24 protein-coding genes are annotated in these 22,904 nt (G+C 64.4%); 17 read left to right on the plus strand and 7 right to left on the minus strand.

Features of this window, described 5'->3' with window-relative positions; translation table 11 throughout:
• The first annotated feature begins 98 nt into the window (after positions 1 to 98).
• From IVB12_RS37545 to IVB12_RS37590, 10 genes are all read left to right on the plus strand, one after another.
• A complete protein-coding gene (locus IVB12_RS37545) occupies positions 99 to 1,160 on the plus strand; it encodes an oligopeptide/dipeptide ABC transporter ATP-binding protein (protein WP_247308082.1) in 1,062 nt (353 codons plus the stop codon).
• Positions 1,157 to 1,354 carry a hypothetical protein gene (locus IVB12_RS37550; protein ID WP_247308085.1) on the plus strand — a complete coding sequence of 66 codons (198 nt, stop codon included), beginning with the start codon at positions 1,157 to 1,159 and terminating at the stop codon, positions 1,352 to 1,354. Before IVB12_RS37545 ends, IVB12_RS37550 begins: the two co-directional genes overlap by 4 nt.
• Positions 1,351 to 2,763 carry an amidase gene (locus IVB12_RS37555; RefSeq protein WP_247308088.1) on the plus strand — a complete coding sequence of 471 codons (1,413 nt, stop codon included), beginning with the start codon at positions 1,351 to 1,353 and terminating at the stop codon, positions 2,761 to 2,763. The genes IVB12_RS37550 and IVB12_RS37555 overlap by 4 nt, the downstream gene beginning before the upstream one ends.
• Positions 2,763 to 3,737 (plus strand): ABC transporter ATP-binding protein, encoded by a 975-nt coding sequence (locus IVB12_RS37560; protein WP_247308090.1) that lies wholly within the window; start codon positions 2,763 to 2,765, stop codon positions 3,735 to 3,737. The genes IVB12_RS37555 and IVB12_RS37560 overlap by 1 nt, the downstream gene beginning before the upstream one ends.
• A gap of 109 nt (positions 3,738 to 3,846) precedes the next feature.
• Entirely contained in the window at positions 3,847 to 4,116 is a 270-nt protein-coding gene (locus IVB12_RS37565) for a GlsB/YeaQ/YmgE family stress response membrane protein (RefSeq protein ID WP_028140658.1), read from the plus strand.
• A 250-nt stretch (positions 4,117 to 4,366) separates the two neighbouring features.
• Positions 4,367 to 6,115: a type I secretion system permease/ATPase gene (locus IVB12_RS37570; protein WP_247308093.1), complete on the plus strand. Its 1,749-nt coding sequence runs from the start codon at positions 4,367 to 4,369 to the stop codon at positions 6,113 to 6,115.
• The gene (locus tag IVB12_RS37575) at positions 6,112 to 7,446 is read left to right on the plus strand and encodes an HlyD family type I secretion periplasmic adaptor subunit (protein WP_247308096.1); all 1,335 of its coding nucleotides are present in this window, start codon (positions 6,112 to 6,114) and stop codon (positions 7,444 to 7,446) included. The genes IVB12_RS37570 and IVB12_RS37575 overlap by 4 nt, the downstream gene beginning before the upstream one ends.
• Positions 7,447 to 7,525: 79 nt before the next feature.
• Positions 7,526 to 8,995 carry an AMP nucleosidase gene (locus IVB12_RS37580; RefSeq protein ID WP_247308099.1) on the plus strand — a complete coding sequence of 490 codons (1,470 nt, stop codon included), beginning with the start codon at positions 7,526 to 7,528 and terminating at the stop codon, positions 8,993 to 8,995.
• Positions 8,996 to 9,143: 148 nt separating this feature from the next.
• The gene (locus IVB12_RS37585; protein WP_247308102.1) at positions 9,144 to 9,755 is read left to right on the plus strand and encodes a tetratricopeptide repeat protein; all 612 of its coding nucleotides are present in this window, start codon (positions 9,144 to 9,146) and stop codon (positions 9,753 to 9,755) included.
• Positions 9,756 to 9,924: 169 nt separating this feature from the next.
• A complete protein-coding gene (locus IVB12_RS37590; protein WP_247281690.1) occupies positions 9,925 to 10,200 on the plus strand; it encodes a DUF1488 family protein in 276 nt (91 codons plus the stop codon).
• A 271-nt stretch (positions 10,201 to 10,471) separates the two neighbouring features.
• Here the strand turns inward: IVB12_RS37590 and IVB12_RS37595 are convergent, their stop codons facing one another.
• Positions 10,472 to 10,954 (minus strand): CinA family protein, encoded by a 483-nt coding sequence (locus IVB12_RS37595; RefSeq protein WP_247308107.1) that lies wholly within the window; start codon positions 10,952 to 10,954, stop codon positions 10,472 to 10,474.
• A gap of 178 nt (positions 10,955 to 11,132) precedes the next feature.
• Here IVB12_RS37595 and IVB12_RS37600 point away from each other — a divergent pair, with 178 nt between their 5' ends.
• From IVB12_RS37600 to IVB12_RS37610, 3 genes are read left to right on the plus strand one after another with little or no spacing between them, the layout of a single operon-like run.
• Positions 11,133 to 12,191, plus strand: a complete 1,059-nt coding sequence (locus tag IVB12_RS37600) for an amidohydrolase family protein (RefSeq protein ID WP_247308109.1) — start codon at positions 11,133 to 11,135, stop codon at positions 12,189 to 12,191.
• A 24-nt stretch (positions 12,192 to 12,215) separates the two neighbouring features.
• Positions 12,216 to 13,328 (plus strand): amidohydrolase family protein, encoded by a 1,113-nt coding sequence (locus IVB12_RS37605; RefSeq protein ID WP_247308112.1) that lies wholly within the window; start codon positions 12,216 to 12,218, stop codon positions 13,326 to 13,328.
• A gap of 52 nt (positions 13,329 to 13,380) precedes the next feature.
• The gene (locus IVB12_RS37610) at positions 13,381 to 13,794 is read left to right on the plus strand and encodes a Rieske (2Fe-2S) protein (RefSeq protein ID WP_247308115.1); all 414 of its coding nucleotides are present in this window, start codon (positions 13,381 to 13,383) and stop codon (positions 13,792 to 13,794) included.
• Between the two features lie 83 nt (positions 13,795 to 13,877).
• Here IVB12_RS37610 and IVB12_RS37615 read toward each other — a convergent pair whose 3' ends face one another.
• On the minus strand, positions 13,878 to 15,209 hold the full coding sequence (locus tag IVB12_RS37615; RefSeq protein ID WP_247308118.1) for an MFS transporter: 1,332 nt from the start codon (positions 15,207 to 15,209) through the stop codon (positions 13,878 to 13,880).
• A 146-nt stretch (positions 15,210 to 15,355) separates the two neighbouring features.
• The gene (locus IVB12_RS37620) at positions 15,356 to 16,255 is read right to left on the minus strand and encodes a transcriptional regulator GcvA (RefSeq protein ID WP_247308121.1); all 900 of its coding nucleotides are present in this window, start codon (positions 16,253 to 16,255) and stop codon (positions 15,356 to 15,358) included.
• A 110-nt stretch (positions 16,256 to 16,365) separates the two neighbouring features.
• Here IVB12_RS37620 and IVB12_RS37625 point away from each other — a divergent pair, with 110 nt between their 5' ends.
• Both IVB12_RS37625 and IVB12_RS37630 read left to right on the plus strand, forming a co-directional pair.
• Positions 16,366 to 16,569, plus strand: coding sequence for a DUF1127 domain-containing protein (locus tag IVB12_RS37625; protein ID WP_247278962.1), 204 nt, complete (start codon positions 16,366 to 16,368; stop codon positions 16,567 to 16,569).
• 69 nt (positions 16,570 to 16,638) lie between these two features.
• The gene (locus tag IVB12_RS37630; RefSeq protein WP_247308125.1) at positions 16,639 to 17,262 is read left to right on the plus strand and encodes a GNAT family N-acetyltransferase; all 624 of its coding nucleotides are present in this window, start codon (positions 16,639 to 16,641) and stop codon (positions 17,260 to 17,262) included.
• Between the two features lie 69 nt (positions 17,263 to 17,331).
• Here IVB12_RS37630 and IVB12_RS37635 read toward each other — a convergent pair whose 3' ends face one another.
• Together IVB12_RS37635 and IVB12_RS37640 are read right to left on the minus strand one after the other, a co-directional pair.
• Entirely contained in the window at positions 17,332 to 18,162 is an 831-nt protein-coding gene (locus IVB12_RS37635) for an enoyl-CoA hydratase (RefSeq protein ID WP_247308127.1), read from the minus strand.
• A gap of 162 nt (positions 18,163 to 18,324) precedes the next feature.
• Positions 18,325 to 19,026 carry an SDR family NAD(P)-dependent oxidoreductase gene (locus tag IVB12_RS37640; RefSeq protein WP_247308132.1) on the minus strand — a complete coding sequence of 234 codons (702 nt, stop codon included), beginning with the start codon at positions 19,024 to 19,026 and terminating at the stop codon, positions 18,325 to 18,327.
• 221 nt (positions 19,027 to 19,247) lie between these two features.
• On the opposite strand from IVB12_RS37640, the gene IVB12_RS37645 reads away from it, so the two are divergent.
• Positions 19,248 to 21,032 carry an acyl-CoA dehydrogenase family protein gene (locus IVB12_RS37645; protein ID WP_247308135.1) on the plus strand — a complete coding sequence of 595 codons (1,785 nt, stop codon included), beginning with the start codon at positions 19,248 to 19,250 and terminating at the stop codon, positions 21,030 to 21,032.
• Between the two features lie 68 nt (positions 21,033 to 21,100).
• Complete coding sequence (locus tag IVB12_RS37650) at positions 21,101 to 22,189, plus strand: Zn-dependent alcohol dehydrogenase (RefSeq protein WP_247278957.1); 1,089 nt, start codon at positions 21,101 to 21,103, stop codon at positions 22,187 to 22,189.
• A 144-nt stretch (positions 22,190 to 22,333) separates the two neighbouring features.
• Here IVB12_RS37650 and IVB12_RS37655 read toward each other — a convergent pair whose 3' ends face one another.
• Positions 22,334 to 22,687, minus strand: coding sequence for a nuclear transport factor 2 family protein (locus IVB12_RS37655; protein WP_247308138.1), 354 nt, complete (start codon positions 22,685 to 22,687; stop codon positions 22,334 to 22,336).
• Positions 22,688 to 22,723: 36 nt separating this feature from the next.
• Positions 22,724 to 22,904, minus strand: a 181-nt coding sequence (locus IVB12_RS37660; RefSeq protein ID WP_247308141.1) for a hypothetical protein, incomplete at its 5' end; no start/stop codon positions are given.

Raw genomic sequence — 22,904 nt, forward strand, 5'->3', positions numbered from 1 at the left:
CCGGGTGAGGGGTCACGCTGCATCGAGTTTGCCGCGCCCCCTCACCCGGCGCTGCGCGCCGACCTCTCCCCGATGGGGAGAGGTGAAGGATCGCGGCCATGAGCGAGAGCAACACATCTGTTGAAATGCTGGAGCCGGTCGAGGACCGCGGCGGCGTCGCGCAGCCGCTGCTTCAGGTCAATGGCCTGACCAAACACTTTCCCGTGCGCGGCGGACTGTTCGCCGCCAAGCGCACCGTGCGTGCCGTCGACAACGTCTCCTTCGCCGTCGCCAAGGGCGAGACCGTCGGCATCGTCGGCGAGTCCGGCTGCGGCAAGTCGACCACCGCGCGCCTCCTGATGCATCTGATGCCGCGCGACACCGGCGACATCATCTATGACGGCATGACCGTCGGCCAGTCGCTGAGCTTGCGCGAGCTTCGCCGCGGCATGCAGATGGTTTTCCAGGATTCCTACGCCTCACTTAATCCGCGGCTGACGATCGAGGAATCCATTGCCTTCGGCCCCAAGGTTCACGGCATGGCCGATAACGCAGCGCGCACGCTGGCTCGCGATTTGCTCGGCAAGGTCGGCCTGCGCCCCGAAAACTTCGCCAGCCGTTATCCGCACGAAATCTCCGGCGGCCAACGCCAGCGCGTCAACATCGCGCGCGCCCTAGCCCTGTCGCCGCGACTGCTGATCCTGGACGAAGCCGTCTCCGCGCTCGACAAGTCCGTCGAGGCGCAGGTGCTCAATTTGCTGGCCGATCTCAAGCGCGAGTTCGGCCTAACCTATCTGTTCATCAGCCACGACCTCAATGTCGTCCGCTACATCAGCGACCGTGTGCTGGTGATGTATCTCGGGGAGGTCGTCGAGCTCGGCCCGGTCGACCAGGTCTGGGACCAGCCGGCGCATCCCTATACGCGCGCGCTGCTGGCGGCGATGCCGTCTTCCGACCCTGATAGCCGCACCGAGACGCCGCCGATCACGGGCGATCCGCCCAATCCGATCGACCCGCCCTCGGGCTGCCGCTTCCACACCCGATGTCCGTTTGCGGAGCCGCTCTGCGCAAATGCGACGCCAAAGCTAACTGCGCTCGATAATATGGGGCACGAGGCCGCGTGCTACATGGCGATCCCAGATTCAGGCCATAGCAGCGCGCCGAGGGAGAAGACCGCATGACGAGACCGACACCGAAAGAGATCAAGCCGATAGCACGGATCGCTGGCGTTCCCGTGGATGACGAGATCGCAACCCGCATCTCCAACTCCATCGGGCCTGCCTTCGAGGGCTTTGCGGCCATTGCCGGCACGCTGCCGTTCGATCTCGAGCCCGCCGGCTATGTGCTCGCGCAGATGCAGAAGGTGTCGAAATGAGCACCGAGCCTGCCTTGATGACGCTCACCGAGGTCGCGCGTGCGATCGCGATGAAGCAGGTCTCCTCTCATGAGGTCACACGCGCGTTGCTGCAACGCATCGCGCAGTGGCAGCCGCATCTCAATGCCTTCATGTCGATCGAGGCGGAAGCCGCGCTGAAGGCGGCCGAGGCCGCCGACGCCGCGCTTGCCAAGAGCAACGTTCGTGGTCCGCTGCACGGCGTGCCGCTCGCGCACAAGGACATGTATTACGATGCCGGTAAGGTTACGACCTGCGGCTCGCTGATCCGCCGCGACTTCGTTCCGACCGTGACCTCCACCGCCTTGCAGCGGCTGAAGGATGCGGGCCAGGTCCGGCTCGGCACGCTGCACCTCGCTGAATTCGCCTACGGCCCGACCGGGCACAACGCCCATTACGGTCCGGTGCGCAATCCCTGGAACGTGGCCCACATCACCGGCGGGTCCTCATCCGGTTCCGGTTCGGCGGTTGCTGCGCGTTTGACTTATGCGGCGCTCGGCTCGGACACCGGCGGCTCAATCCGCATGCCCGCGCATTTCTGCGGCGTCACAGGCCTCAAGACCACCGTCGGGCGCGTCAGCCACGCCGGCGCGATGCCGCTGTCGCAATCGCTCGACACGGTCGGCCCGCTCGCCCGCACCGCCGAGGATTGCGCGCTGCTGCTGGCCCTGATGGCCGGTGCGGACCCCTTGGATTCGACCTGTAGCCACGAGCCGTTGTCGGATTACGTGGCTGCGACCAAGGGCTCTCTGAAGGGTCTGAAGTTAGGGGTGCCGGCGTCCTTCTATGTCGACGATCTCGACAGCGAGGTCGCGCGCGTGCTGGACGAGACTATTGCCGTGCTCAAGCGCGAGGGCGCCGACATCGTCACGGTCGAGCTTCCGGACCAGCGGCAATTGTCCTCGGCGAGCCAGCTCGTGCTCGCGGCCGAAGCCGCCGCGTTCCACAAGCGCTGGATGATCGAGCGTCCGCAAGATTATGGCGCGCAGGTCCTGATGCGGCTTCAGAACGGGCTCGCCGTTCCCGCCATCACTTATCTCGAGGCGATGCGCTGGCGCGGCCCAGCACTTGCTGCCCACAACGCGGCCACCGCGGCCGTCGACGCGGTGATCGCGCCGGCGTCCCCCGTGCCGGCGCCGACAATCGAGGAGAGCGACGTCGGCGGCGGCCCGAACGCGCCGGCGCTGTTGCAGCGGCTGACGTTGTTCACCCGCCCGGCGAACTTCCTCGGCCTGCCGTCGCTCACGGTGCCGTCCGGCTTCACCAAAAGCGGCCTGCCGATCGGCATGCAGCTGATCGGCCGCTCGTTCGATGAGGCCACTTTGCTCACCATCGGCGCCGCGTTCCAGCGCGTCACCGACTATCACGATCGATTACCGAAACTGCCGTGATGACAAAACTCGTCGAGATCTCACACCTCAACATCCGCTTCACCGGCGAGCGCACGGTCTATGCCGTGAACGATCTCAGCCTCTCGCTCGGAAACAGTGAGGTGCTGGGCCTGCTCGGCGAATCCGGCTCGGGCAAGAGCGTGACATTGCGTGCGCTGATGCGGCTGTTGCCGAAAAAGCGCACGCAGATTTCGGGCACGGTCAACGTAATGGGCCGCGATGTGCTCGCCATGAACGACGAAGAGCTTTCGTCCTTCCGCGGCCAAACCGTCTCGATGATCTTCCAGGAGCCCGCGCTCGCGCTCGATCCGGTCTACACCATTGGCGCGCAGATCGCCGAAAGCGTCGTGCGCCATGAAGGCAAGAGCTTTGCGGAAGGGCGGGCGCGAGCGCTCGAAATGCTCGAGGTCGTGCGCATCCCCTCGGCCAAGCGGCGGCTGGATGCCTATCCGCATGAGATGTCCGGCGGCATGCGCCAGCGCGCGATGATCGCGCTAGCGCTCGCCTGCCGGCCGAAGATTTTGCTCGCGGACGAGCCGACCACCGCCCTCGATGCCACCGTGCAGATCCAGATCCTCTTGCTGCTGCGCGAGCTGCAGCGCGAGTTCGGCATGTCCGTCATCTTCGTCACCCACGACATCGGCGTCGCCATCGAGATCTGCGACCGCGTCGCGGTGATGTATGCCGGCCAGATCGTGGAGCAGGGAAGCCTGCGCGACATCGTCCGTTCGCCGGTGCATCCCTACGCCAAGGGCCTGCTCGCCTCCACCATCCACGGCGCCAAGCGCGGGCAGCGGCTCGAAACCATCCCCGGCACGCCGCCGTCGCTGGCCGAAAAACCCCACAATTGCTCCTTCGCCTCCCGCTGCAAGCTCGCCGAGCCACGCTGCCTGGAGCAGTTGCCTGCGAATGTGGAGGTCGCGCCGGGCCGGGCGGCCAGATGCGTGCTGGCGGAGCCGGTGGTCGCGTCGTAGGCGTTGCATTCATCTCGCAGCGTCTACCGTCGGGCGCGGCGAACACCCATTCAGACCCCATTCATCCGGCTTCGGTTCCATAGGCCATTCACGGAGAGGGATGTAACCGATGCACATTTCCAACGAAGGCTTGCTCGTCATCCTGTTCGTCGGCCTGGTTGCTGGCTGGCTTGCCGGCAAGGTGGTGCGCGGGACCGGATTCGGCATCATCGGCGACATCGTGGTCGGCATCGCCGGCGCCCTGGTCGCGAGCTTCCTGTTTCCAAAGCTCGGTATTCGTCTCGGCACCGGGCTCGTGTCCGAGATCGTCTATTCCGCCATCGGCGCGGTCATTCTGCTTCTCGTGGTGCGACTGGTGCGCGGCGGGGGCCGGTTTTAGCCCGGCGTTCGTCGATCGGAACTTTCAGCCTTTTGCGGGAAGAGCCTGAAAGCCTGCAAGAAAAAAGCCGCAAGCCTGTGAAATTCCGGACTTGCGCGGAAGGCTGCCAGGGGTAGATGTGGCTCATCGGGCCCGGATTAGGTCGACTGCGTTGGACGCGCGGAAAACGCGTTGTTAATCCGGGTCAAGTACCCTTAATTCGCCTTTGAAATCAGGGGGCTTTGCCCCTCACCCGAAAGAGATCAGACTGATGGCAGCCATCCCTGGCGTCCGCCGTTCAGAGCTCGGTGACGCCTTGCGAGCTTGTCGCTCGGCGTTCGTCGGCGTCGGCTTGATGAGCTGCATGATCAACCTGCTCTATCTGACCGGATCGGTCTTCATGCTGGAGGTCTACGACCGGGTGCTGCCGAGCCGCAGCATTCCGACCCTGGTCGGCCTCATCATCCTCGCCAGCTTCCTCTACATGGCGCAGGGCGTGCTCGACATGATCCGCAACCGGATCTTGGGTCGGATCGGAACCGCGCTTGACGAGGCCCTCAACAAGCGCGTGTTCGACACCATCGTGCGCCTGCCGCTCATCGTCGGCAGCCGCAACGAGGGCCTGCAGCCGCTGCGCGACCTCGATAACGTCCGCTCCTTCCTCGGCGGCATGGGGCCAAGCGCGTTTTTCGACCTGCCCTGGCTGCCGCTCTATCTCGCCATCTGCTTCGCCTTCCACGTCCTCATCGGCGTCACTGCGCTGGCCGGTGCCATCATCCTGGTGGGACTGACGCTCGTCACCGAGTTCATGTCCCGCCAGCCGGCGCGCGAAGCGATGGGGCTTGCCGCCCAACGCAACGATCTCGCCCAGGCCAGCCGCCGCAATGCCGAAGTCATGGTGTCGATGGGCATGGCCGGCCGGATGAACCAGCGCTGGAGCGAGGCCAACGAAAAATATCTCGCCGGCAATCAGCGGGCGAGCGACGTCGCCGGCGGTCTCGGCGCGGTCGCAAAGGTGCTGCGCATGATGCTGCAATCGGCCGTGCTCGCGGTCGGCGCCTATCTCGTGATCCATCAGGAGGCGACCGCCGGCATCATCATCGCCGGCTCGATCCTCTCCGCCCGCGCGCTGGCGCCGGTCGATCTTGCGATTGCGCACTGGAAATCCTTCGTCGCGGCTCGCCAGAGCTGGCAGCGTCTCACGCGGCTCCTCGAACAGATGCCGGCGCAGGCGATGCCGACCCAATTGCAGGCGCCCACCAGCCGGCTCTCGGTCGAAGGCGTCGCCATGGTGGCCCCCGGCGACCAGCGCCTCATCGTGCAGGACGTCACCTTCGCGCTCGCCGCCGGCAACGGCCTCGGCGTGATCGGGCCGAGCGGCTCCGGCAAGTCGTCGCTGATCCGCGCGCTGGTCGGCGTCTGGCAGCCGGTGCGCGGCAAGGTGCGTCTCGACGGCGCCGCGCTCGACCAATGGTCCTCCGACATGCTCGGCCGCCACATCGGCTATTTGCCGCAAGACGTCGAATTGTTCGGCGGCACCATCGCGCAGAACATCAGCCGGTTCGATCCCGAGGCCACCTCCGACGCGATCATCGCCGCGGCCAAGGAGGCCGGCGTGCACGAGATGATCATCAAGATGCGCGAGGGCTACAACACGCAGGTCGGCGAGCAGGGCGCCGCGCTGTCCGCAGGTCAGGCGCAGCGTGTGGCGCTGGCGCGCGCGCTCTACGGCAATCCGTTCCTGATCGTGCTCGACGAGCCCAACTCAAATTTGGACACCGAAGGCGACGAGGCGCTGACCCGCGCCATCCGCTCGGCGCGCGAGCGCGGCGCCATTGTCGTCGTGGTGGCGCACCGCCCGATCGGCGTCGAGGCGGTCGACCAGATCCTGGTGCTGCGCGACGGCCGCATGCAGGCCTTCGGCCCGAAGGAGCAGGTGCTGGCCCAGGTGCTGCAGCCGCGCGTGTCGCCGCCGGCGCCGATCAAGATCGTCAGCGAAGGTGGAGTGCCAAAGTCATGAGCACGTTGGCGATCGGCGGCACGAAGCCCGCCGCGAAAAAGACCGTGCGCGATTCGATCAAGTTCCACCTGTTGCTCGGCCTCGCCATCGTGGTGGTCCTCGTCGTCGGTCTCGGCGGTTGGGCTTCAACGGTGCTGATTTCGGGCGCGCTGATCGCGCCAGGGCAGATCGTGGTCGAGTCCAATGTCAAGAAGGTGCAGCATCCGACCGGCGGCGTGGTCGGCGAGGTGCGCGCCCGCGATGGCGACGTGGTCAAGGCCGGCGATATCGTGGTGCGGCTCGACGATACCGTCACCAAGGCCAACCTCGCCATCGTCACCAAGAATCTCGATGCCGCGCAAGCGCGCGCGGCGCGACTGCAGGCCGAGCAGCGCGGTCTCGACAAGATCGAATTCCCGCAAGCCCTCCTCGAGCGCGCCAACGATCCTGACGTCAGGGTGCTGCTCTCCGCCGAAACCAAGCTGTTCGACGTCCGTGTCAACGGTCGCACCGGGCAGAAGGCCCAGCTGCGCGAGCGCATCACGCAGCTCAACGAGGAAATTTCCGGCCTCAGCGCGCAGGAGAAGGCCAAGGATCAGGAGATCGCGCTGGTGCAGAATGAGCTCACCGGCGTGCGTGAGCTCTACGACAAGCGCCTTGTGCAGATCTCGCGCCTGACCCAGCTCGAACGCGACTCGGCGCGCCTCAACGGCGAGCGCGCGCAGTACATCGCTTCGCGCGCCCAGGCCAAGGGTAAGATCACGGAGACCGAGCTCCAGATCATCCAGATCGACAAGGACGTCGTCAGCGAGGTCTCCAAGGATCTGCGCGAGACCAACGACAAGATCGGCGAGCTGATCGAGCGCAAGGTCGCCGCCGAAGACCAGCTCCGCCGCATTGATATCCGCGCGCCGCAGGACGGCATGGTGCTGCAATCGACGGTGCACACCGTCGGCGGCGTCGTCACCGCCGGCGATGCCCTGATGCTGATCGTGCCGCAGGCCGACGACCTCCAGGTCGAGGCCAAGGTCAACCCGGTCGACATCGACAAGCTCCAGATCGGCCAGAAGACGCTGTTGCGTCTGTCCGCCTTCAACCAGCGCACCACGCCTGAGCTCAATGGCGTCGTCAGCCGCGTATCACCCGACGTCACCAGCGACCAGCGCACCGGCCAGAGCTATTACACGATCCGCGTCTCGATGCCGGCGCAAGAGATCGCCCGTCTCGGCGACATCAAGATGATCCCGGGCATGCCCGTGGAAGCCTTCGTCCAGACCGGCGACCGCACCATGCTGTCGTATCTGATGAAACCGCTGCACGACCAGCTGATGCGGGCGTTCCGGGAGAAGTGACGCGCGAAAGCGGGCCATCTCCACGACTTGGCTGTCAGTTTGTTATACTGCGATTGCAAACAGCAACCCTCGGTCGAGCATGCAATCTCCACCCTCCATCGCCACTGAATCCTTCTCCGACGCCGGCCTTGCCGTCGCCCGTCTCGAAGAGATCTACGAGCGCAACACGAAATTCCTGCGCGACCGGTTCGAGGCCTATGTTGGCGGCGAAGCGGTCACGACGCGGGTACGGGCCTATTATCCCTTCGTCCGCGTCACCACCGCGACGCATGCGCGGCTGGATTCGCGCCTGTCCTACGGTTTCGTCGCCGGTCCCGGCGTGCACGAGACCAGCGTGACGCGGCCGGATCTGTTCCGCGCCTATCTCACCGAGCAGATCGGCCTGCTGGTTCAGAACCACGGTGTTCCCGTCGAGATCGGGGAATCCGCCGAGCCGATCCCGATCCACTTCGCCTATCGCCGCGACATCAACATCGAAGCCGCCATCACCACCAGCGAGAACTCGGCCATCACGCGCTCGCTGCGCGATGCGTTCGATGTGCCTGATCTCGCCACGATGGACGATTCGATCGCCGACGGCACCTTCGAGCTCCAGCCCGGCGCGCCCGAGCCGCTATCCCTGTTCCGCGCTGCGCGCGTCGATTACTCGCTGCGCCGACTCTATCACTACACCGGCACGGATCCCGAATACTTCCAGAACTTCGTCATCTTCACCAATTACCAATTCTATGTCGACGCCTTCGCGCAGCTCTGCCAGCAACGGCTTCAGTCCGGCGAGGCTGGCCTCGAAGCCTTTGTCGCGCCGGGCAATGTCATCACGCGCAATGGTGGCTCGATCAGCGGCACGCCGCCATTGCGCGTGCCGCAGATGCCGGCCTTCCATCTGGTCGCGCCCGGCTATCGCGGCATCAGCCTGATCAATATCGGCACCGGCCCGTCCAATGCGCGCAACGTCACCGATCATGTCGCCGTGCTGCGCCCGCATGCCTGGCTGATGCTCGGCCATTGCGCAGGCCTGCGCAACACGCAGCGGCTTGGCGATTACGTGCTCGCGCATGGTTATGTGCGCGAGGATCATGTGCTCGATCGCGAGCTACCGCTGTGGGTGCCGATCCCGGCCCTGGCCGAGATGCAGGTTGCGCTCGAGGAGGCGGTCGAGGACGTCACCGGGCTGGAAGGCTTCGAGCTCAAGCGGCTGATGCGCACCGGCACCGTCGCGAGCGTCGACAACCGCAATTGGGAGATTTCCGGGCCGGCGGTGATCCGCCGCCTGTCGCAATCACGTGCGGTCGCGCTCGACATGGAATCGGCCGCGATCGCCGCCAATGGCTACCGCTTCCGCGTCCCGTACGGCACGCTGCTCTGCGTCTCCGACAAGCCGCTGCACGGCGAGATCAAGCTCGCGGGCATGGCCAGCGAGTTCTATCGCCGTCGCGTCGGCCAGCATCTCGAGATTGGCCTGAAGGCCCTGGAGCGGCTCAAGCAGCAGGAATCGGAGCGGCTGCATTCGCGAAAGCTGAGGAGTTTCGCCGAGGTCGCGTTTCAGTAGCGCGTCCCTCCCGCTTGCCGGCAGGATCTGGCAGCAAGACTGTCGCACGCCCGACGCTGGCGTCTCCGTGAGAGCGCAATCATTCCGGAATATCGCCGCCATGACAGGGTTATCACGTCATCCGGGGCCGCAGAAGCAGGAGATAGGAATGATCACAGCGATGATCAGAATCGTCGTGCTGGGAACGTTCGCAGCGGCGCTGTTCGCTTCGCCGGTCTTGGCCGCGGGCGGTGGAGGAGGCGGTGGAGGTGGTGGCGTCAGCTCCACGGACCCCTATGCGGGCGCCTATTCGGATCAGAAAGCGCAGCCCAGCTACCCGAAACGCTCCAACCCAAGGGCAACCCAGAAAGGCAAGAAGCCGAACAGCCAGTCCAGCATCGGTGATCCCGCATTCGCGGCCGGCTACCGCGCGGCCTATGACACGATCTACGAGCGCAACGATTATGCGGTCGCGATCGAGCAATTGAAGGCGCTCGGCCACGACGATCATCCTGCCGTCGCCAATCTCATCGGTTACTCATATCGCAAGCTCGGCGACTACAAGCAGTCGCAGATTTGGTACGAGCGCGCGCTGAAGGCCGATCCGAATCACGTGCTGACTTGGCAGTATTATGGGCTTTGGCAGCTCGAGCAGGGCAATCGCGAGCAGGCAATGTTTCACCTGGACCGCATCGCTGCGATCTGCGGGCGTGATTGCGAGGAGTACAAGTCCCTGGCGACTGCGCTGGAGAAACCCACAGGCGCTGCCCTCGTTTACTGAGAACGCAGGCGGGTCAGGCCTGCCGCTGTACGAAGCGCAGTCCGCTCGGCGTAGTTCACTATCGCGACAATAGGTGGGTTACGCCCTAGGCTAACCCACCCCTGGACATGGTGACAAGCGAAGAAATTTTCAGCATTGTCCGGCGCGGGGGCTCGACCGGGACGACTTGATGCCACTCATGCGCGACAAGATCATTGGCCATGATCTCGAACGGCTGGCCTTTCGCTTCACCATGCTGAACGATGGCGATGTGGTGCAGTGCCAGATCAGCGACGCCGCGATGGACGAACTCGCGGGCATGCAGGGCACCGAAAGCAGCGCGCGCCAGGCGCAATTCCTGTCGCTGCGCGAGACCATCGAGCGGATCGCGTCAGACCTCTACGACGAAGCGCCGCGGGTGAAGGGGCACGTGGTGCGGATTTTCACGCGGCATTTGGCGAGGTGAGATCCATTGAACCACGAGCGCCAGCCCCCGCCGTCGTTCTTCAAAGCTCTGTTTGCGATGGCAGGGCGATCGCAACACTCCTCGCCTGCGGCCATCCTTCGAGACGCCCGCCTTCGGCAGGCCCTCAGGATGAGGGCGGAGTGTGCGGGAACAGTTTCAACGAGCGCCAACGTGGCCTCATCCTGAGGAGACCGCTGGAAGCGGTCGTCTCGAAGGACGAGGCGTGCGCTCAGGCGCCTCCAAAAGTCATATGCGATCGCCCTACCTTGCGTCAGGCTTGCAGCTTCTTCAGCAACAACCTCAGCGCCGCTGCCGCGAACACCTGCATGTTGCCGAACCGGTCGTTGCTGCCCGTCTCCAGCGTCATCACCTCTGCCGTAGGGCCCGCCACCGCCATGCAGCTATGGCCGGCGGCGTCGCCGTAGCGGTTGCCCGTGGGACCGGCGGCGCCGGTTTCGGACAGGCCCCAGTCGCACCCGAAGCGCGTTCGCATCCGCTCGGCAAGCAGTTTCGTGTAGGGCTCCGATGAGGATCGAAAGCCCTTCATGCCGTCGTCCGAAATATCCATCAGCACGCGCCTGGCGTCGCGCGTGTAGACCACGGTCCCACCGAGGAAATAGGCGGACGCGCCGGGCACGGCGAGCAGGCTGGCCGAGATCAGGCCACCGGCCGAGGATTCTGCCACCGCAATCGTCTGTTTGCGCGCGATCAGTTTGGCCGCGACCTGTTCCGCAATGCCGACGAGTTCTTTCATGTCCTTCACCTCTGATCCTCGCAACTGTGATCAGCCTTGCTAGCATAGACGGAAGCCTTGGCCGAGTTGCAGGCGGCGGGCAGGCCTGCTTGAATGGCGGAGACAAAGCGGGGCGGCCAGGCGCTGCCCGCGAGAAGACGAGATTAAGAACTCCACAGGGAAACGTGAAGGAGATGTCATGGCGTCCCTGATCGCCGGCGCTGTCGATTGCGACGTGCATCCGGCCGTGCCGCATCTGACCAGTCTGCTGCCGTACCTGAACGATTATTGGCGCGATCAGGTGACGACGCGCGGCATGGTCGATCTCGTCTCGCAATCCTATCCGCAGAACTCGCCGATCGTGGCGCGTCCCGATTGGCGCCCCGAGAAGGGCAAGCCCGGCGAAAGCCTGCAGGACATGCAGCGCCATGTGCTCGATCGTTTCCAGCTCAAGCTCGCCATTTGCAATCCTCTGTACGGCGTGCAGATGGTGTTCTCCGAGGACATGCAGGCGGCCTTCTGCCGCGCGCTGAACGACTGGCTCGTGAAGGAGTGGCTCGATCGCGATCCGCGCCTGCGCGGCTCGATCGTGATCCCCACGCAAAGCGTCGAGAAGGCGGTCGCCGAGATCGAGCGCTGCGCGCAAGATCGCCGCTTCGTGCAGGTGCTCATGCTGGTCATGGGCGACATACCGCTCGGCAAGCGTGCGCTGTGGCCGATCTACGAAGCTGCGGAACGGCTGGAACTCCCGGTCGGCGTCCACGCCGGTTCCGCCTACCACAATCCGCCCACTGCTGTGGGGTGGGGGTCTTATCACATCGAGGATTATGTCGGTCAGGCCCAGGCGTTCCAGACCCAGCTCACCAGCCTGATCGTCGAGGGCGTGTTCGCCAAATATCCGCGACTGAAAATGGTGATGCTGGAGTCCGGCGTCTCCTGGATCGCGCCCTATCTCTGGCGCCTGCACAAGTTCTGGCGCGGGGTGCGGATGGAGACGCCCTGGGTCGATCGCGCGCCGCTGGAGATTGTGCGCAGCAACATTCGCTTCTCGTTACAGCCCTTTGATGCGCCGCCGGAACCGGAGACATTAATTCGGCTGTTTGATCATATGCAGTCGGACGAATTGGTCCTATTCTCCACGGACTATCCGCACTGGCAGTTCGATGGCCAGGAGGCGCTGCCCGAAGGTCTGTCCCCCGATCTCGTGCGCAAGATCATGATCGACAATCCGTATGCGACCTATCCCCGCCTGACTTAGCCCGCTGCCAAAGGAGGCAAGGCGATGAATATCCAGTTTCGCGAAAGTCCAGAAGCTGCTTCCCCACTGACTGCGAAAACCGCGATCGCGGATTGCGACATCCATCCGGCCCGCGCCACCCACACCGAGCTCTATCCCTACCTCGCCAAACGCTGGCAGCATCACCTCGACATCTATGGCGTCCACGCCTATCAGGGCATGATGGAAGGCCCGCCCTATCCGAAGGCCCAGCCTAACGCCTCGCGCCGCGACGCCTATCCGCCGGAAGGCGGCCCGCAGGGCTCTTCGTTGTCTTTCATGCAGAAGCAACTGCTCGACCCTAACAACGTGCAACTCGGCGTGCTCAATCCGCTCAACACCGGCCAGGGCATCCGCAATCACGAACTCTCGGCCGCGCTGTGCTCGGCGATCAACGACTGGCAGATCGACAAATGGACCAGCAAGGACAAGCGCCTGAAGGCCTCGATCGTCGTCGGCAATGAAGATGGCCTGACGGCCGCCGCCGAGATCCGCGAGCGGGCCGGCGACAAGAACTTCGTGCAGGTGCTGCTGCTCAGCCGCAACGTCGAGCCGCTCGGCCAGCGCCGCTACTGGCCGATCTATCAGGCCGCAGAAGAAGCCGGCCTTCCCGTCGGCGTGCACGCCTTCGGCTTCGGCGGCAATCCGATCACGCCGTCGGGCTGGCCTTCCTATTACATCGAGGAGATGGTGGGACATTCGCAGTGCCAGCAATCGGCGCTCGCGAGTCTGGTTTTGGAAGGTGTGTTCGAGCGTTTCCCGAAACTGAAGATGGTGATGATCGAAGCCGGCTTCGGCTGGGCGCCGTCGCTGGCGTGGCGGCTCGACAAGGCTTGGCAGCGGCTGCGCAGTGAGGTGCCGCATGTGAAGCGGCCGCCGTCCGAATATATCCGCGAGCAGGTGTGGTGGACGACGCAGCCGATGGAGGACCCGGAGCGCCGCGAGGAGCTGTTCGACGTCATCAACTGGATCGGTTGGGATCGCCTCCTGTTTGCGACCGACTATCCGCATTGGGACTATGATGAGCCCTCGCGCGTGCTGCCGGCCGGCGTCAGCGAAGCCAATCGCGAGGCGTTCTATCTCGGCAATGCCAAGAAGCTCTACGGACTAGCCGCATGATCCGAAAAAGTGTGAAGCGGTTTTTCGATAAGATCATGCGGAAGAGACAGATATGGCGCGCCATGTGATTGCCGCGGTCGACGAGCTTCCGCCGGGCACGCGAAAATTACTGGAGATCGACGGACGGCCGATCGCGGTGTTCAACGTCAAGGGCGAGTATTTCGGCCTGATGAACCGCTGCCCGCATCAGGGCGCGGCGCTGTGCGAGGGCCCGCTGATCGGCCTCGCGCAATCGAACGATCCCGGCGAGATCCAATATACGAAACTCGGCGAGATCATCCGCTGCCCCTGGCACGGCTGGGAGTTCGACATCCGCACCGGCCAGTCCTATTGCGATCCCCGCCGCTTCCGCGTGAAGGCCTATCCGGCCCATGTCGAGCCGGGCGCGACCGTGGTGAAGGGGCCGTATGTCGCGGAGACTATCCCGGTGAAGGTCGAGAGCGACTACGTGGTGGTGGAATTGTAGCCTGAACTGCGACCGCAGCGGAGGTGTGCTCCTTCGCCCCGTTTTTACGGGAGAGGTGAAGGAGCGTGCCTCCGGAGTGACCGTCAGTGTCCCGCCACCGGCTCCGGCACGGCATCGTAGGTCGGTACTGCCTTGCCGCCGCCGCGATACACCGTCGACGCCGCGATGATGCCGAGCAGGGCTGCGAACATCAGCCAGAAGCCGGGCGAGGCCTTGTCGCCGGTCCCCTCAATCAACCAGGTCGAGGCGAGGGGCGTGAAGGTGCCGAACAGCGCGGCGGCGAGCGCGAACGCAAGCGAGAAGCAGGTGGTGCGCACATGCGCCGGCACGATCTCGACGAGAGCACCGAGCATGGTGCCGCTGTAGACGCCGAAATAGAACGAAAACATCATCTCAACTGCGAGCAGCTTGCCGAAAGTCGGCGCCGCCACCAGCCAGTGCAGCGCAGGATAGGCGGTGACGAGTGAGAGGCCGGCGATGGCGAGCAGCACCGATTTGCGGCCGATGCGATCGGACAGCGCACCGCCGACCGGATTCCAGATGAAATTGGTGACTGCCACGAGCAGCGTGACCAGCAACGCGTCCTGTGTCGACAGCTTCAGCACGGTCTTGCCGAAGGTCGGCGTGTACACCGTGACGAAATAGAACGTCGTGGTGGTCAGGATCGCGATCATCATGCCGAGGATGACGATGCGCCAGTTGGCGAGCGCGGAGGCGAACACCTCGCTGGCCGTCGGGTGCTTCTTCATGGCGAGGAAGGCTGGCGTCTCCTCCAGCGTCCGCCGCAGGACGAAGATCAGCGGAATGATCAGGCAGCCGACGAAGAAGGGAATGCGCCAGCCCCAAGCGGCGACGGTGTCGGCCGGCATCACCTCGGAGAGGATGAAGCCGAGGATCGAAGCCACGAAGATCGCGACCTGCTGGCTCGACGATTGGAACGAGGTGTAGAAGCCGCGATTGCCGGGCGTTGCGATTTCCGCAAGATACACCGACACGCCGCCGAGCTCGACACCGGCGGAGAAGCCCTGCAGCAGGCGCCCGATCAGCACGATGACGGGTGCCGCGATACCGATGGTCGCGTAGCTCGGGCAGAACGCGATGACGACGGTGCCGAAGGCCATGATGCCGAGCGTGACGATCAGGCCCTGGCGGCGGCCGATGCGGTCGATGTATGCGCCGAGCACGATCGCGCCGACGGGGCGCATCAAGGCGCCGAGCCAGAACACGCCGAAGGTGTTGAGCAGCGACGCTGTTTCATCGGTGGAGGGAAAGAACGCCTTGCCGATCGCGGCGGCGTAGAAGCCGAACAGGAAGAAGTCGAACTGCTCGAGGAAATTGCCGGAGGTGGCGCGCAGGATGGCGCCAATGCGCGACTTGATTGCGGGTGGATTGGTCGATGCGGCTGATCCAGCCATTGCGGTCTCCCCCTTTGGAAAGGCGTGGCCGGCCGGAACTCATCTTCACGGCAAGGCGACAGATTGATGCTGCGACAATCTGTCATACCCCTTCCCGCAGGGTGGGAGGCGAGTCAATCGGTTTTGCCGAGAAAGCTGATGATTGTTCAGGTCTTGTTTTGCGTCGCAGCGATCATCCAGTCCCGGAAAGCGGCCAATTTCGGCGCTTCGCGGCGGCCCTCCGGCGAGACGAGGTAGAAGCCGGCATCGGCCGGCAGCGCGATCTTGAAGGGCACCACGAGGCGGCCCTTGGCGATATCGTCCTGAACGTAGGAGGTCCGGCCCATCGCGACGCCGATGCCGTCGATCGCGGCCTGGATGGTCATGAAGATCATGTCGAAAGTGATGCCGGGCTGCCTGGCGATATCGGCTGGCTGGCCCGCCGCCGTCAGCCACAGCCGCCAATCGTCGCTGTTGGCATTCGAGGTGTGCAGCAGCGAATGGTTTCGCAGGTCTTCGGGCCGGCGTAGCGGCTTGTCGCCGCGCAGTAGGGAGGGACTGCACACCGGAAACAGCTCGTCCGCCATCAGCCAGTCGGCACGCAAGCCCGGCCACTGGCCGCGGCCGTAGCGGATCGCGGCATCGACGTCGTCGCGCTGGAAGTCGACAAGACTGGTCGAGGTGGTGATGCGTACGTCGATGCCGGGGTGCTGCTCCTGGAAATCGGTTAGCCGCGGCAGCAGCCATTTTGCGGCGAGCGAAGCCAGCGTCGACACGGTCAGCACCTTGTCGTCGTCCTTGCGCAGCAACCGGTCGGTGGCGAGGCGGAGATCGTTGAAGGCAGCGCGGACGCCCGGCAAATAGTCACGCGCTTCCGGCGTGAGCGTCAGCGCGCGGTTCTGCCGGACGAACAGGCGGATGCCGAGCTCCTCCTCCAGCCTGCGGATCTGATGGCTGATCGCGGTCTGGGTCACGTTCAGTTCGGTCGCCGCCAACGTGAAACTGAGATGGCGCGCGGCGGCCTCGAACGCTCGCAATCCGTTCAGGGATGGCAATCTGGCAGTCATTTGGCAGCAGGATGTATGACGTTATTTCATGCGGAAAGGTACAAATTGTCGTTTGTCGCGGCGCAGCAGCAGGCAGATATTAGCGCTCAGGTTAGCTCTAGGAGCTGAAGATGTCTACCTTGACCCAAAATTCGATGACAAATCATCATGCGCCGAGCCTGATCCACCAGATCGGCGACACCCTCCACATCTGGCACGAACGCTACCGGACCCGGCGCGAGCTCACCAACTGGACTGCGCGTGATCTGCAGGACGTCGGCCTGACTTGGAGCGATGTGGCTTATGAAGCCGACAAACCCTTCTGGCGGGCCTGATCGGCCGCCAGGCCGGCGCCGCCTGATCACAGGGGCGCCGGCGGTCCCTTTCCCTTTGCGGCATGTGTCATGAGTACGCTTCGTCTGGAAGACCTGAGGCAATATTCCGATTCGCTGCGCACCCGGCAGGGTGAGACGCTCAATGTTCGCTTCGCCGAGCCGCGCGACACAGAGGAGCTCCAGCATTATTTCCGGTCGCTCTCGACCCGGTCCCGCTACAACCGTTTCTTCGGCGCGATCAGCGAATTGCCGAAGGGACTCCTGCACGATTTCCTCGATGTCGGAGAGCGCGAGCGCTTCACCGTGGTGGCGACCATGATGGTCGACGGCTTCGAGACTATCGTCGCCGAAATGCGCTATGCGCTCCATGCCGAGACCGCAGCGGTCGAGTTCGGCCTGTCGGTCGACGACCGCTGGCACGGTCACGGCATCGCCACTGCGCTTCTGAAGAACCTGGAATGCCGCGCCGCTGCGCTGCGCGCCGAGCACATCTTTGGCGAGACGCTGCGCTCCAACGAGACCATGATCTCGCTCGCCCGCAAATCCGGCTTCGCTTTCGTCAATCATCCCGACGATTGGAAGCTGGTGCGCTTCGACAAGAAGATCGCGGTCGCACCGAAAGACATTCCCTGTGCGAGCTGGCGCCTCGCCGCCCTTTCCCGTCAGGCCGACAGCCCCTCAGCCTCGGCCTGACACACTCCGAGCCCGGCCTGGCCAAGCCAGAGCCGGGCATTTTTTTGCCTTCACGCAGCCTTCTTCGGCCTACTTCCCCGTGAACACCGCCTTGCGCTTCTCGATGAAGGCCTGCACGGCCTCCTTGTGATCGGCGGTCGCGGTGAGGCGCACCAGCCGCTCGGCCTCGTGGTCGCGCGCGGTCTCGAAGTCGAAGAGCAGGGCTTCGTCGAGATTGTCCTTCATGTAGCGCAGCGCGAGGCGAGGGCCTTCGGCGAGCGATTTGGCCAGCGCGAAAGCCTCGGCTTGCAGCAAGTCGTCGGGCACGACGCGATTGACGAGGCCGATCGCCTCGCAGCGCGCGGCATCGACGCGATCGCCGGTGAACATCAATTCGCGCGCCCGCGCGGTGCCGACCAGCCGGGTCAGCAGCCAGGCGATGCCGTAATCACCGCTGAGCGCGATGCGGGCGTAGCCGGTGGCAACGAACGCAGATTGCGCGGCGATGCGGATGTCGCAGGCCATGGCGATGGCAAGCCCGGCGCCGACTGCGGGGCCGGGTAGGGCGGCGATGGTGGGCTTGCGCACCGACACCAGCGCGCCGGTGAGCAGGCGCTGCCGCTCCTGGAGATCGGCGATGCGATCCTCAAGCGACATCTCCAGCTTCTTTGAATCGCGATGCGCACCCATGCCCTTGACGTTGCCGCCGGCGCAGAACGCTTCGCCCGCGCCGGTGAGCAGCAGTGCGCCGACATCAGGGTTCTCGCCGCAGCTCCGGATCATCGTGCGCAGCGCCGGCGTTAACGTATCGGACAGCGAGTTGCGCGCCTCCGGCCGGTTCAGCGTGATGACAGCGACGCGCTCGCGGATGACGCAGAGCAGCTCGTTGGTGCCGGTATCGATGGTGGTTTCCGTGGTCATGTCGCTCCCTCTCTTCGTCATGGCGAGCAGCCCGCGACAAAATTGCGACGCAAGTCTGCGCTGGCGACGAAGCAATCCAGTTTGTCTCCGCGAAGATATCTCGATTGCTTCGCTTCGCTCGCGATGACGATTGTTGTGACGTTATTGCCTCAAAACACCGCCTCAAAACGTCTCCACCCATGGCCGCAGCTCCAGCTCCCAGCTCCAGGCGCTGCGCGGCTGCTGCAACACGTTCCAATAGCTCTGCGCGATGGCGTCAGGGTCGAGCATCGAGTCCGGCTTGTCGGCCGGCTCGGTCCGCGTCGCGCTGCGGATAGCGCCGTCGATGACGAAATGCGCGACATGGATGCCCTGCGGCGACAATTCGCGCGCCATGCTCTGTGCGAGTCCGCGCAGCGCGAACTTGCCCATCGCAAACGACGCCGACTGCGCATAGCCCTTGACGCTGGCGGAGGCGCCGGTGAACAGGATCGCGCCGTGCCTGTTCGGCAGCATACGCTTGGCCGCCTGCTGCGCCACCAGGAAGCCGCCATAAGCGCTGACCGCGATGGCGTGCGCGACATCGGCAGGGACCAGGTCGACGAGCGGTCCGCGCGTGCGCCCGCTGGCGTTGTAGACGACGAGGTCGGGCGTGCCGATCTCGCGCTCGACCAGGCCGAACAATCGCTCAACCTCCTCTGGCTCCGTGGCGTTGCAGGCATAGGCTTTGGCCCCGGTCTCGGTGCAGAGCGCGCCCAGCTTCTCGATCTTGCGCGCGGCAAGGGCGACGCGGATGTTCTGGGCCGCAAAGAGCCTTGCCAGCGAGGCGCTCAATCCTTCGCCGGCGCCGATGATGAGCGCGATCCTGTATTTTGGGTGTTCCATGGCGTGATCTCTCGCAGACAAGGAGCCGTTGATCTAAGCATGGTCTGCGCGGACGACCAGCCGGGGCGGTCACAATTCCGCAGAGTGAATTGCTCCCTCACGGCGATCATGCCGCCCTGACGATTTGCGGCTTTATCCGCATTCGCCTCTGGAGCATGATCGACATCATCCCAAGCGGCAAGCGCAAAGAATTGCCGTCGGGCGGAAACGAGAGGACGATCATGCACAAGCCGATCCCAGCGCCGCCAGCACGTATCGCGGTCGAGCCATCCGGCCTGCTGGCACCCGATACCACTGGCATGAATTTCTACCGCGCCGATCCCGGACTGACGGACCTCTTGCGCATCCATCTGCCGGACACGCTGTTCCGCCATATCGAGCCGCATCTCGATCGCCTCGGCGAACTCGCCGGCGGCCAGCTCGACGAATGCGCGCGGCTTGCCGACCGGCACACGCCCATCCTGCATCAGCGCGACAAGTTCGGCCGCGACATACAATGGATCGAGTATCATCCGGCCTATCGCGAGCTAGAGAAGGCCGCGTTCGGCGAATTCGGCATCCACGCGCTCTCGATCCGCAAGGGCATCATGGGCTGGCCGGACAAATATCCCGTGGTGGCCAAGCACGCCTTCACCTTCCTGTTCAACCAGACCGAATTCGGCATGGGCTGCCCGATCAACGTCACCGACGGCTGCGCAAAACTGTTGGCGAATTTCGGCAGTGAAGCGCTGAAGGCGAAATATCTGGATGGCCTGACCCAGACCGACATGAGCAAGCTGACCCAGGGCGGCCAGTTCATGACCGAGAAAGAAGGCGGCTCCGACGTCGGCACGCTGACGACCCGCGCGGTGCAGGAAGGCGACCATTGGCGCCTCTACGGCGAAAAATGGTTCTGCTCGAACGCCGACGCCAAGATCGTGATGCTGCTGGCGCGTCCTGAAGGCGCCGGCCCGGGCACGCGCGGCGTAGGCCTGTTCTTGATGCCGCGCTTCCTCGACGACGGCTCGCAAAACAGCTACCGGATCGTGCGTCTCAAGGACAAGCTCGGCACCCGCTCGATGGCTTCGGGCGAGATCAAGCTCGAAGGCGCGATCGCCTACGCAGTGGGCAAGCTCGACCGTGGGTTCGTGCAGATGGCCGAGATGGTGAACTCGTCGCGGCTCTCAAATGGTGTCAAATCCACCGCGCTGATGCGCCGGGCCTATCACGACGCGCTTGCCGTCGCGAAGAACCGCGTCGTGTTCGGCAATCGCATCATCGACCTGCCGCTCGGTCGCCGGCAGATGCTGAAAATCATGCTGCCGGTCGAGCAAGCGCTGTCGATGAGCTTCCTCACCGCCGACGCGCTCGACCGCGCCGAAGCCGGCAGCCAGGATGCGGCGGCGCTCTTGCGCATTCTCACCCCCACGCTGAAGTTCCGCGCCACGCGCGACGCGCGAAAGGTCTGCGGAGATGCGCTCGAGATGCGCGGCGGCATCGGCTATATCGAGGAATTCGCCACCGCGCGCCTGCTGCGCGATGCGCATCTCGGCTCGGTCTGGGAAGGCACCGGCAACATTGTCGCGATCGATGCGCTGCGGCGCGCGGTCGGCCGTCATGGCGCGGAGTCCGCGCTCGCGGCCGATCTGCATGCCCGGCTCGACGACAGCGCCTCCGTGCCACAGGCCTGGCGCGATAATCTGCGCCGCCTCACCGATGGCGCCGTCGGCTTCGCGCGAGAGGTCGCTGCCAAGGTCGAATACGAGGCCGATGCGCGGCGCGCCACCAGCCTGCTCTATCATGTCGCGAGCGCCGTCGCGCTCGCCTGGGAATCGCATCGCATCCACGACATGCGCGGCGACGCGCGCCGGCTGCTGCTGTCGCGGCTCGTGATCGACCATCGCGTCCTGCCGAGCGATCCGTTCCGGCTGACGGAAAATCCAGTGCAGCAGAAGATCGCCGCGCTGCTGCTCGGCGATCGCGACGCCACCATGAGCGAGGTTGGCGAACTGGTTCTGGCGGCGTAGGCTCCTTTCACCTTTCCCATAGGGAGAGGTGAGGAATGCACTCAACGAAACAGCATGAGGAAACACCGATGAAGGCCGCCGTCCTCTATGAAGTCAATCAGCCGCTCGTCATCGAGGACATCAGCCTGCCGAAGCCCGGCCCGCGCGAGGTCCTGATCCGCACCGCAGTCGCCGGGCTCTGTCATTCCGATCTGCACTTCATGGAAGGCCTCTATCCGCATCCGTTACCCGCGGTGCTTGGGCACGAGTCCGCCGGCGTGGTCGAACAGGTCGGCTCCGACGTCACTTACGTCAAGCCGGGCGATCACGTCGTCACCTGCCTCTCGGTCTTCTGCGGCACTTGCGACAATTGCACGACGGGTCGCACCGTGCTCTGCACCGACACGACGGTGAAGATGCTGCCGGGCGTCTCCGACCGGATGCAGTGGGCGAAACCTGAGAAGCTGCACCAGTTTCTTAACCTCTCGTCCTTCGCTGAGCAGATGCTGGTGCACGAGAATGCGATCGTCAAAATCCGGAAGGAAATGCCGCTCGATCTCGCCGCGCTGATCGGCTGCGGCGTTATCACCGGCTATGGCGCGGTGGTGAACACGGCAAAGGTGACGGCCGGCGAGACCGTGGCGGTGATCGGCTGCGGCGGCGTCGGCATGGCCGCGATCAACGGCGCGCAGATCGCCGGCGCCGGCCGCATCATCGCCATCGATACCAATCCGGCCAAGCTGCAGCTCGCGACCAAGCTGGGCGCGACCGACATCATCAATCCCGCCGATGGTGACGTCGTGAAGCAGGTGCGCGACCTCACCAATGGCGGCGTGCATCATTCGTTCGAGGTGCTCGGCCGCAAGGAGACCGCCGAGCAGGCGTTCGGCATGCTCGCCTCCGGCGGCACCGCGACCATCGTCGGCATGATCCCGTTCGGACAGAAGATCGAGCTGCACGGCTTCGACTTCCTGCGCGAGCGCAAGATCCAGGGCTCCTCGATGGGCTCCAACCATTTCCGCGTCGACATGCCGCGCCTGGTCGATTTCTACCTGCGCGGCCGGCTGCACCTGGAGGACTGGATCTCGGCCAAGCTGAAGCTAAGCGAGATCAACGAGGGCTTTGCCAACATGAAAGCCGGCAAGACGCTGCGCAGCGTGATCGTGTTCGATAGCTGACACAACCACTGTGTCATCGCCCGGCCTTGACCGGGCGATCCAATACGCTGCGACGGAAGTTGCGTGAACGAACCGCCGCGGAGTACTGGATGCTCCGCCTTCGCGGGGCATGATAGCGCTGGGGATGCCGGCTGTGTGCCTAACTCACCGTGACACGTGCGCCGACACCGCCAGCCACTTGCCGTTCTGCTTCGCCCAACAATCGGTATATCGTCCCGTAGCATGCTGGCCGTCCGCCATGGTGTAGCTCGTCGCGGCGTGGATGATGGCGAAATCGCCCATGATGCGGATGATGACGTCGTGCTCATGCAGATTGCGGATCGCGATCGGCCGCGCCGTCTGCTCCAGGAAGGCCGCACGGTCGACCAGCGTCTTGTCGGGATTGGAGCAGTAGAACTCCGCCGCCAGGATCTCGTCGAAGCGCTTGACGTCGCAGTTCTGGACCGAAGCGACATAGTCGCGGTTGAGTGCGGTGAGCTGTTCGAGATCGTTGCTCATGGCCTCTCTCTCCTCCCGTCCGAGATGCGCGTAGCGCTAGCCCCGGAATCTCGATGTTGTTTTACCGCCGTCATTGCGAGCGAAGAAAAGCAATTCAGAAATGTCTCTGCGGGTACAGTCTGGATTGCTCACATGGGGGTTTGGTGTGTCAAGATTTATGATCAGCTCTTTGTTCGATTGCAGGCCAGCTCTTCGTCCCGACCGTGGGATCTTTCGG

Source organism: Bradyrhizobium sp. 179, assembly GCF_023073535.1.
Taxonomy (GTDB): Bacteria; Pseudomonadota; Alphaproteobacteria; order Rhizobiales; family Xanthobacteraceae; genus Bradyrhizobium.

Excerpts from the sequence above, each read along its gene's own strand:
- IVB12_RS37560 (WP_247308090.1), top strand. The coding sequence starts at position 2,763 with ATGACAAAACTCGTCGAGATCTCACACCTCAACATCCGCTTCACCGGC.
- IVB12_RS37595 (WP_247308107.1), bottom strand. The coding sequence starts at position 10,954 with ATGAAAGAACTCGTCGGCATTGCGGAACAGGTCGCGGCCAAACTGATC.
- IVB12_RS37615 (WP_247308118.1), bottom strand. The coding sequence starts at position 15,209 with ATGGCTGGATCAGCCGCATCGACCAATCCACCCGCAATCAAGTCGCGC.
- IVB12_RS37575 (WP_247308096.1), top strand. The coding sequence starts at position 6,112 with ATGAGCACGTTGGCGATCGGCGGCACGAAGCCCGCCGCGAAAAAGACC.
- IVB12_RS37610 (WP_247308115.1), top strand. The coding sequence starts at position 13,381 with ATGGCGCGCCATGTGATTGCCGCGGTCGACGAGCTTCCGCCGGGCACG.
- IVB12_RS37650 (WP_247278957.1), top strand. The coding sequence starts at position 21,101 with ATGAAGGCCGCCGTCCTCTATGAAGTCAATCAGCCGCTCGTCATCGAG.
- IVB12_RS37545 (WP_247308082.1), top strand. The coding sequence starts at position 99 with ATGAGCGAGAGCAACACATCTGTTGAAATGCTGGAGCCGGTCGAGGAC.
- IVB12_RS37640 (WP_247308132.1), bottom strand. The coding sequence starts at position 19,026 with ATGGAACACCCAAAATACAGGATCGCGCTCATCATCGGCGCCGGCGAA.
- IVB12_RS37590 (WP_247281690.1), top strand. The coding sequence starts at position 9,925 with ATGCCACTCATGCGCGACAAGATCATTGGCCATGATCTCGAACGGCTG.
- IVB12_RS37605 (WP_247308112.1), top strand. The coding sequence starts at position 12,216 with ATGAATATCCAGTTTCGCGAAAGTCCAGAAGCTGCTTCCCCACTGACT.
- IVB12_RS37635 (WP_247308127.1), bottom strand. The coding sequence starts at position 18,162 with ATGACCACGGAAACCACCATCGATACCGGCACCAACGAGCTGCTCTGC.
- IVB12_RS37630 (WP_247308125.1), top strand. The coding sequence starts at position 16,639 with ATGAGTACGCTTCGTCTGGAAGACCTGAGGCAATATTCCGATTCGCTG.
- IVB12_RS37580 (WP_247308099.1), top strand. The coding sequence starts at position 7,526 with ATGCAATCTCCACCCTCCATCGCCACTGAATCCTTCTCCGACGCCGGC.
- IVB12_RS37625 (WP_247278962.1), top strand. The coding sequence starts at position 16,366 with ATGTCTACCTTGACCCAAAATTCGATGACAAATCATCATGCGCCGAGC.
- IVB12_RS37555 (WP_247308088.1), top strand. The coding sequence starts at position 1,351 with ATGAGCACCGAGCCTGCCTTGATGACGCTCACCGAGGTCGCGCGTGCG.
- IVB12_RS37600 (WP_247308109.1), top strand. The coding sequence starts at position 11,133 with ATGGCGTCCCTGATCGCCGGCGCTGTCGATTGCGACGTGCATCCGGCC.
- IVB12_RS37585 (WP_247308102.1), top strand. The coding sequence starts at position 9,144 with ATGATCACAGCGATGATCAGAATCGTCGTGCTGGGAACGTTCGCAGCG.
- IVB12_RS37620 (WP_247308121.1), bottom strand. The coding sequence starts at position 16,255 with ATGACTGCCAGATTGCCATCCCTGAACGGATTGCGAGCGTTCGAGGCC.
- IVB12_RS37645 (WP_247308135.1), top strand. The coding sequence starts at position 19,248 with ATGCACAAGCCGATCCCAGCGCCGCCAGCACGTATCGCGGTCGAGCCA.
- IVB12_RS37655 (WP_247308138.1), bottom strand. The coding sequence starts at position 22,687 with ATGAGCAACGATCTCGAACAGCTCACCGCACTCAACCGCGACTATGTC.
- IVB12_RS37565 (WP_028140658.1), top strand. The coding sequence starts at position 3,847 with ATGCACATTTCCAACGAAGGCTTGCTCGTCATCCTGTTCGTCGGCCTG.
- IVB12_RS37570 (WP_247308093.1), top strand. The coding sequence starts at position 4,367 with ATGGCAGCCATCCCTGGCGTCCGCCGTTCAGAGCTCGGTGACGCCTTG.
- IVB12_RS37550 (WP_247308085.1), top strand. The coding sequence starts at position 1,157 with ATGACGAGACCGACACCGAAAGAGATCAAGCCGATAGCACGGATCGCT.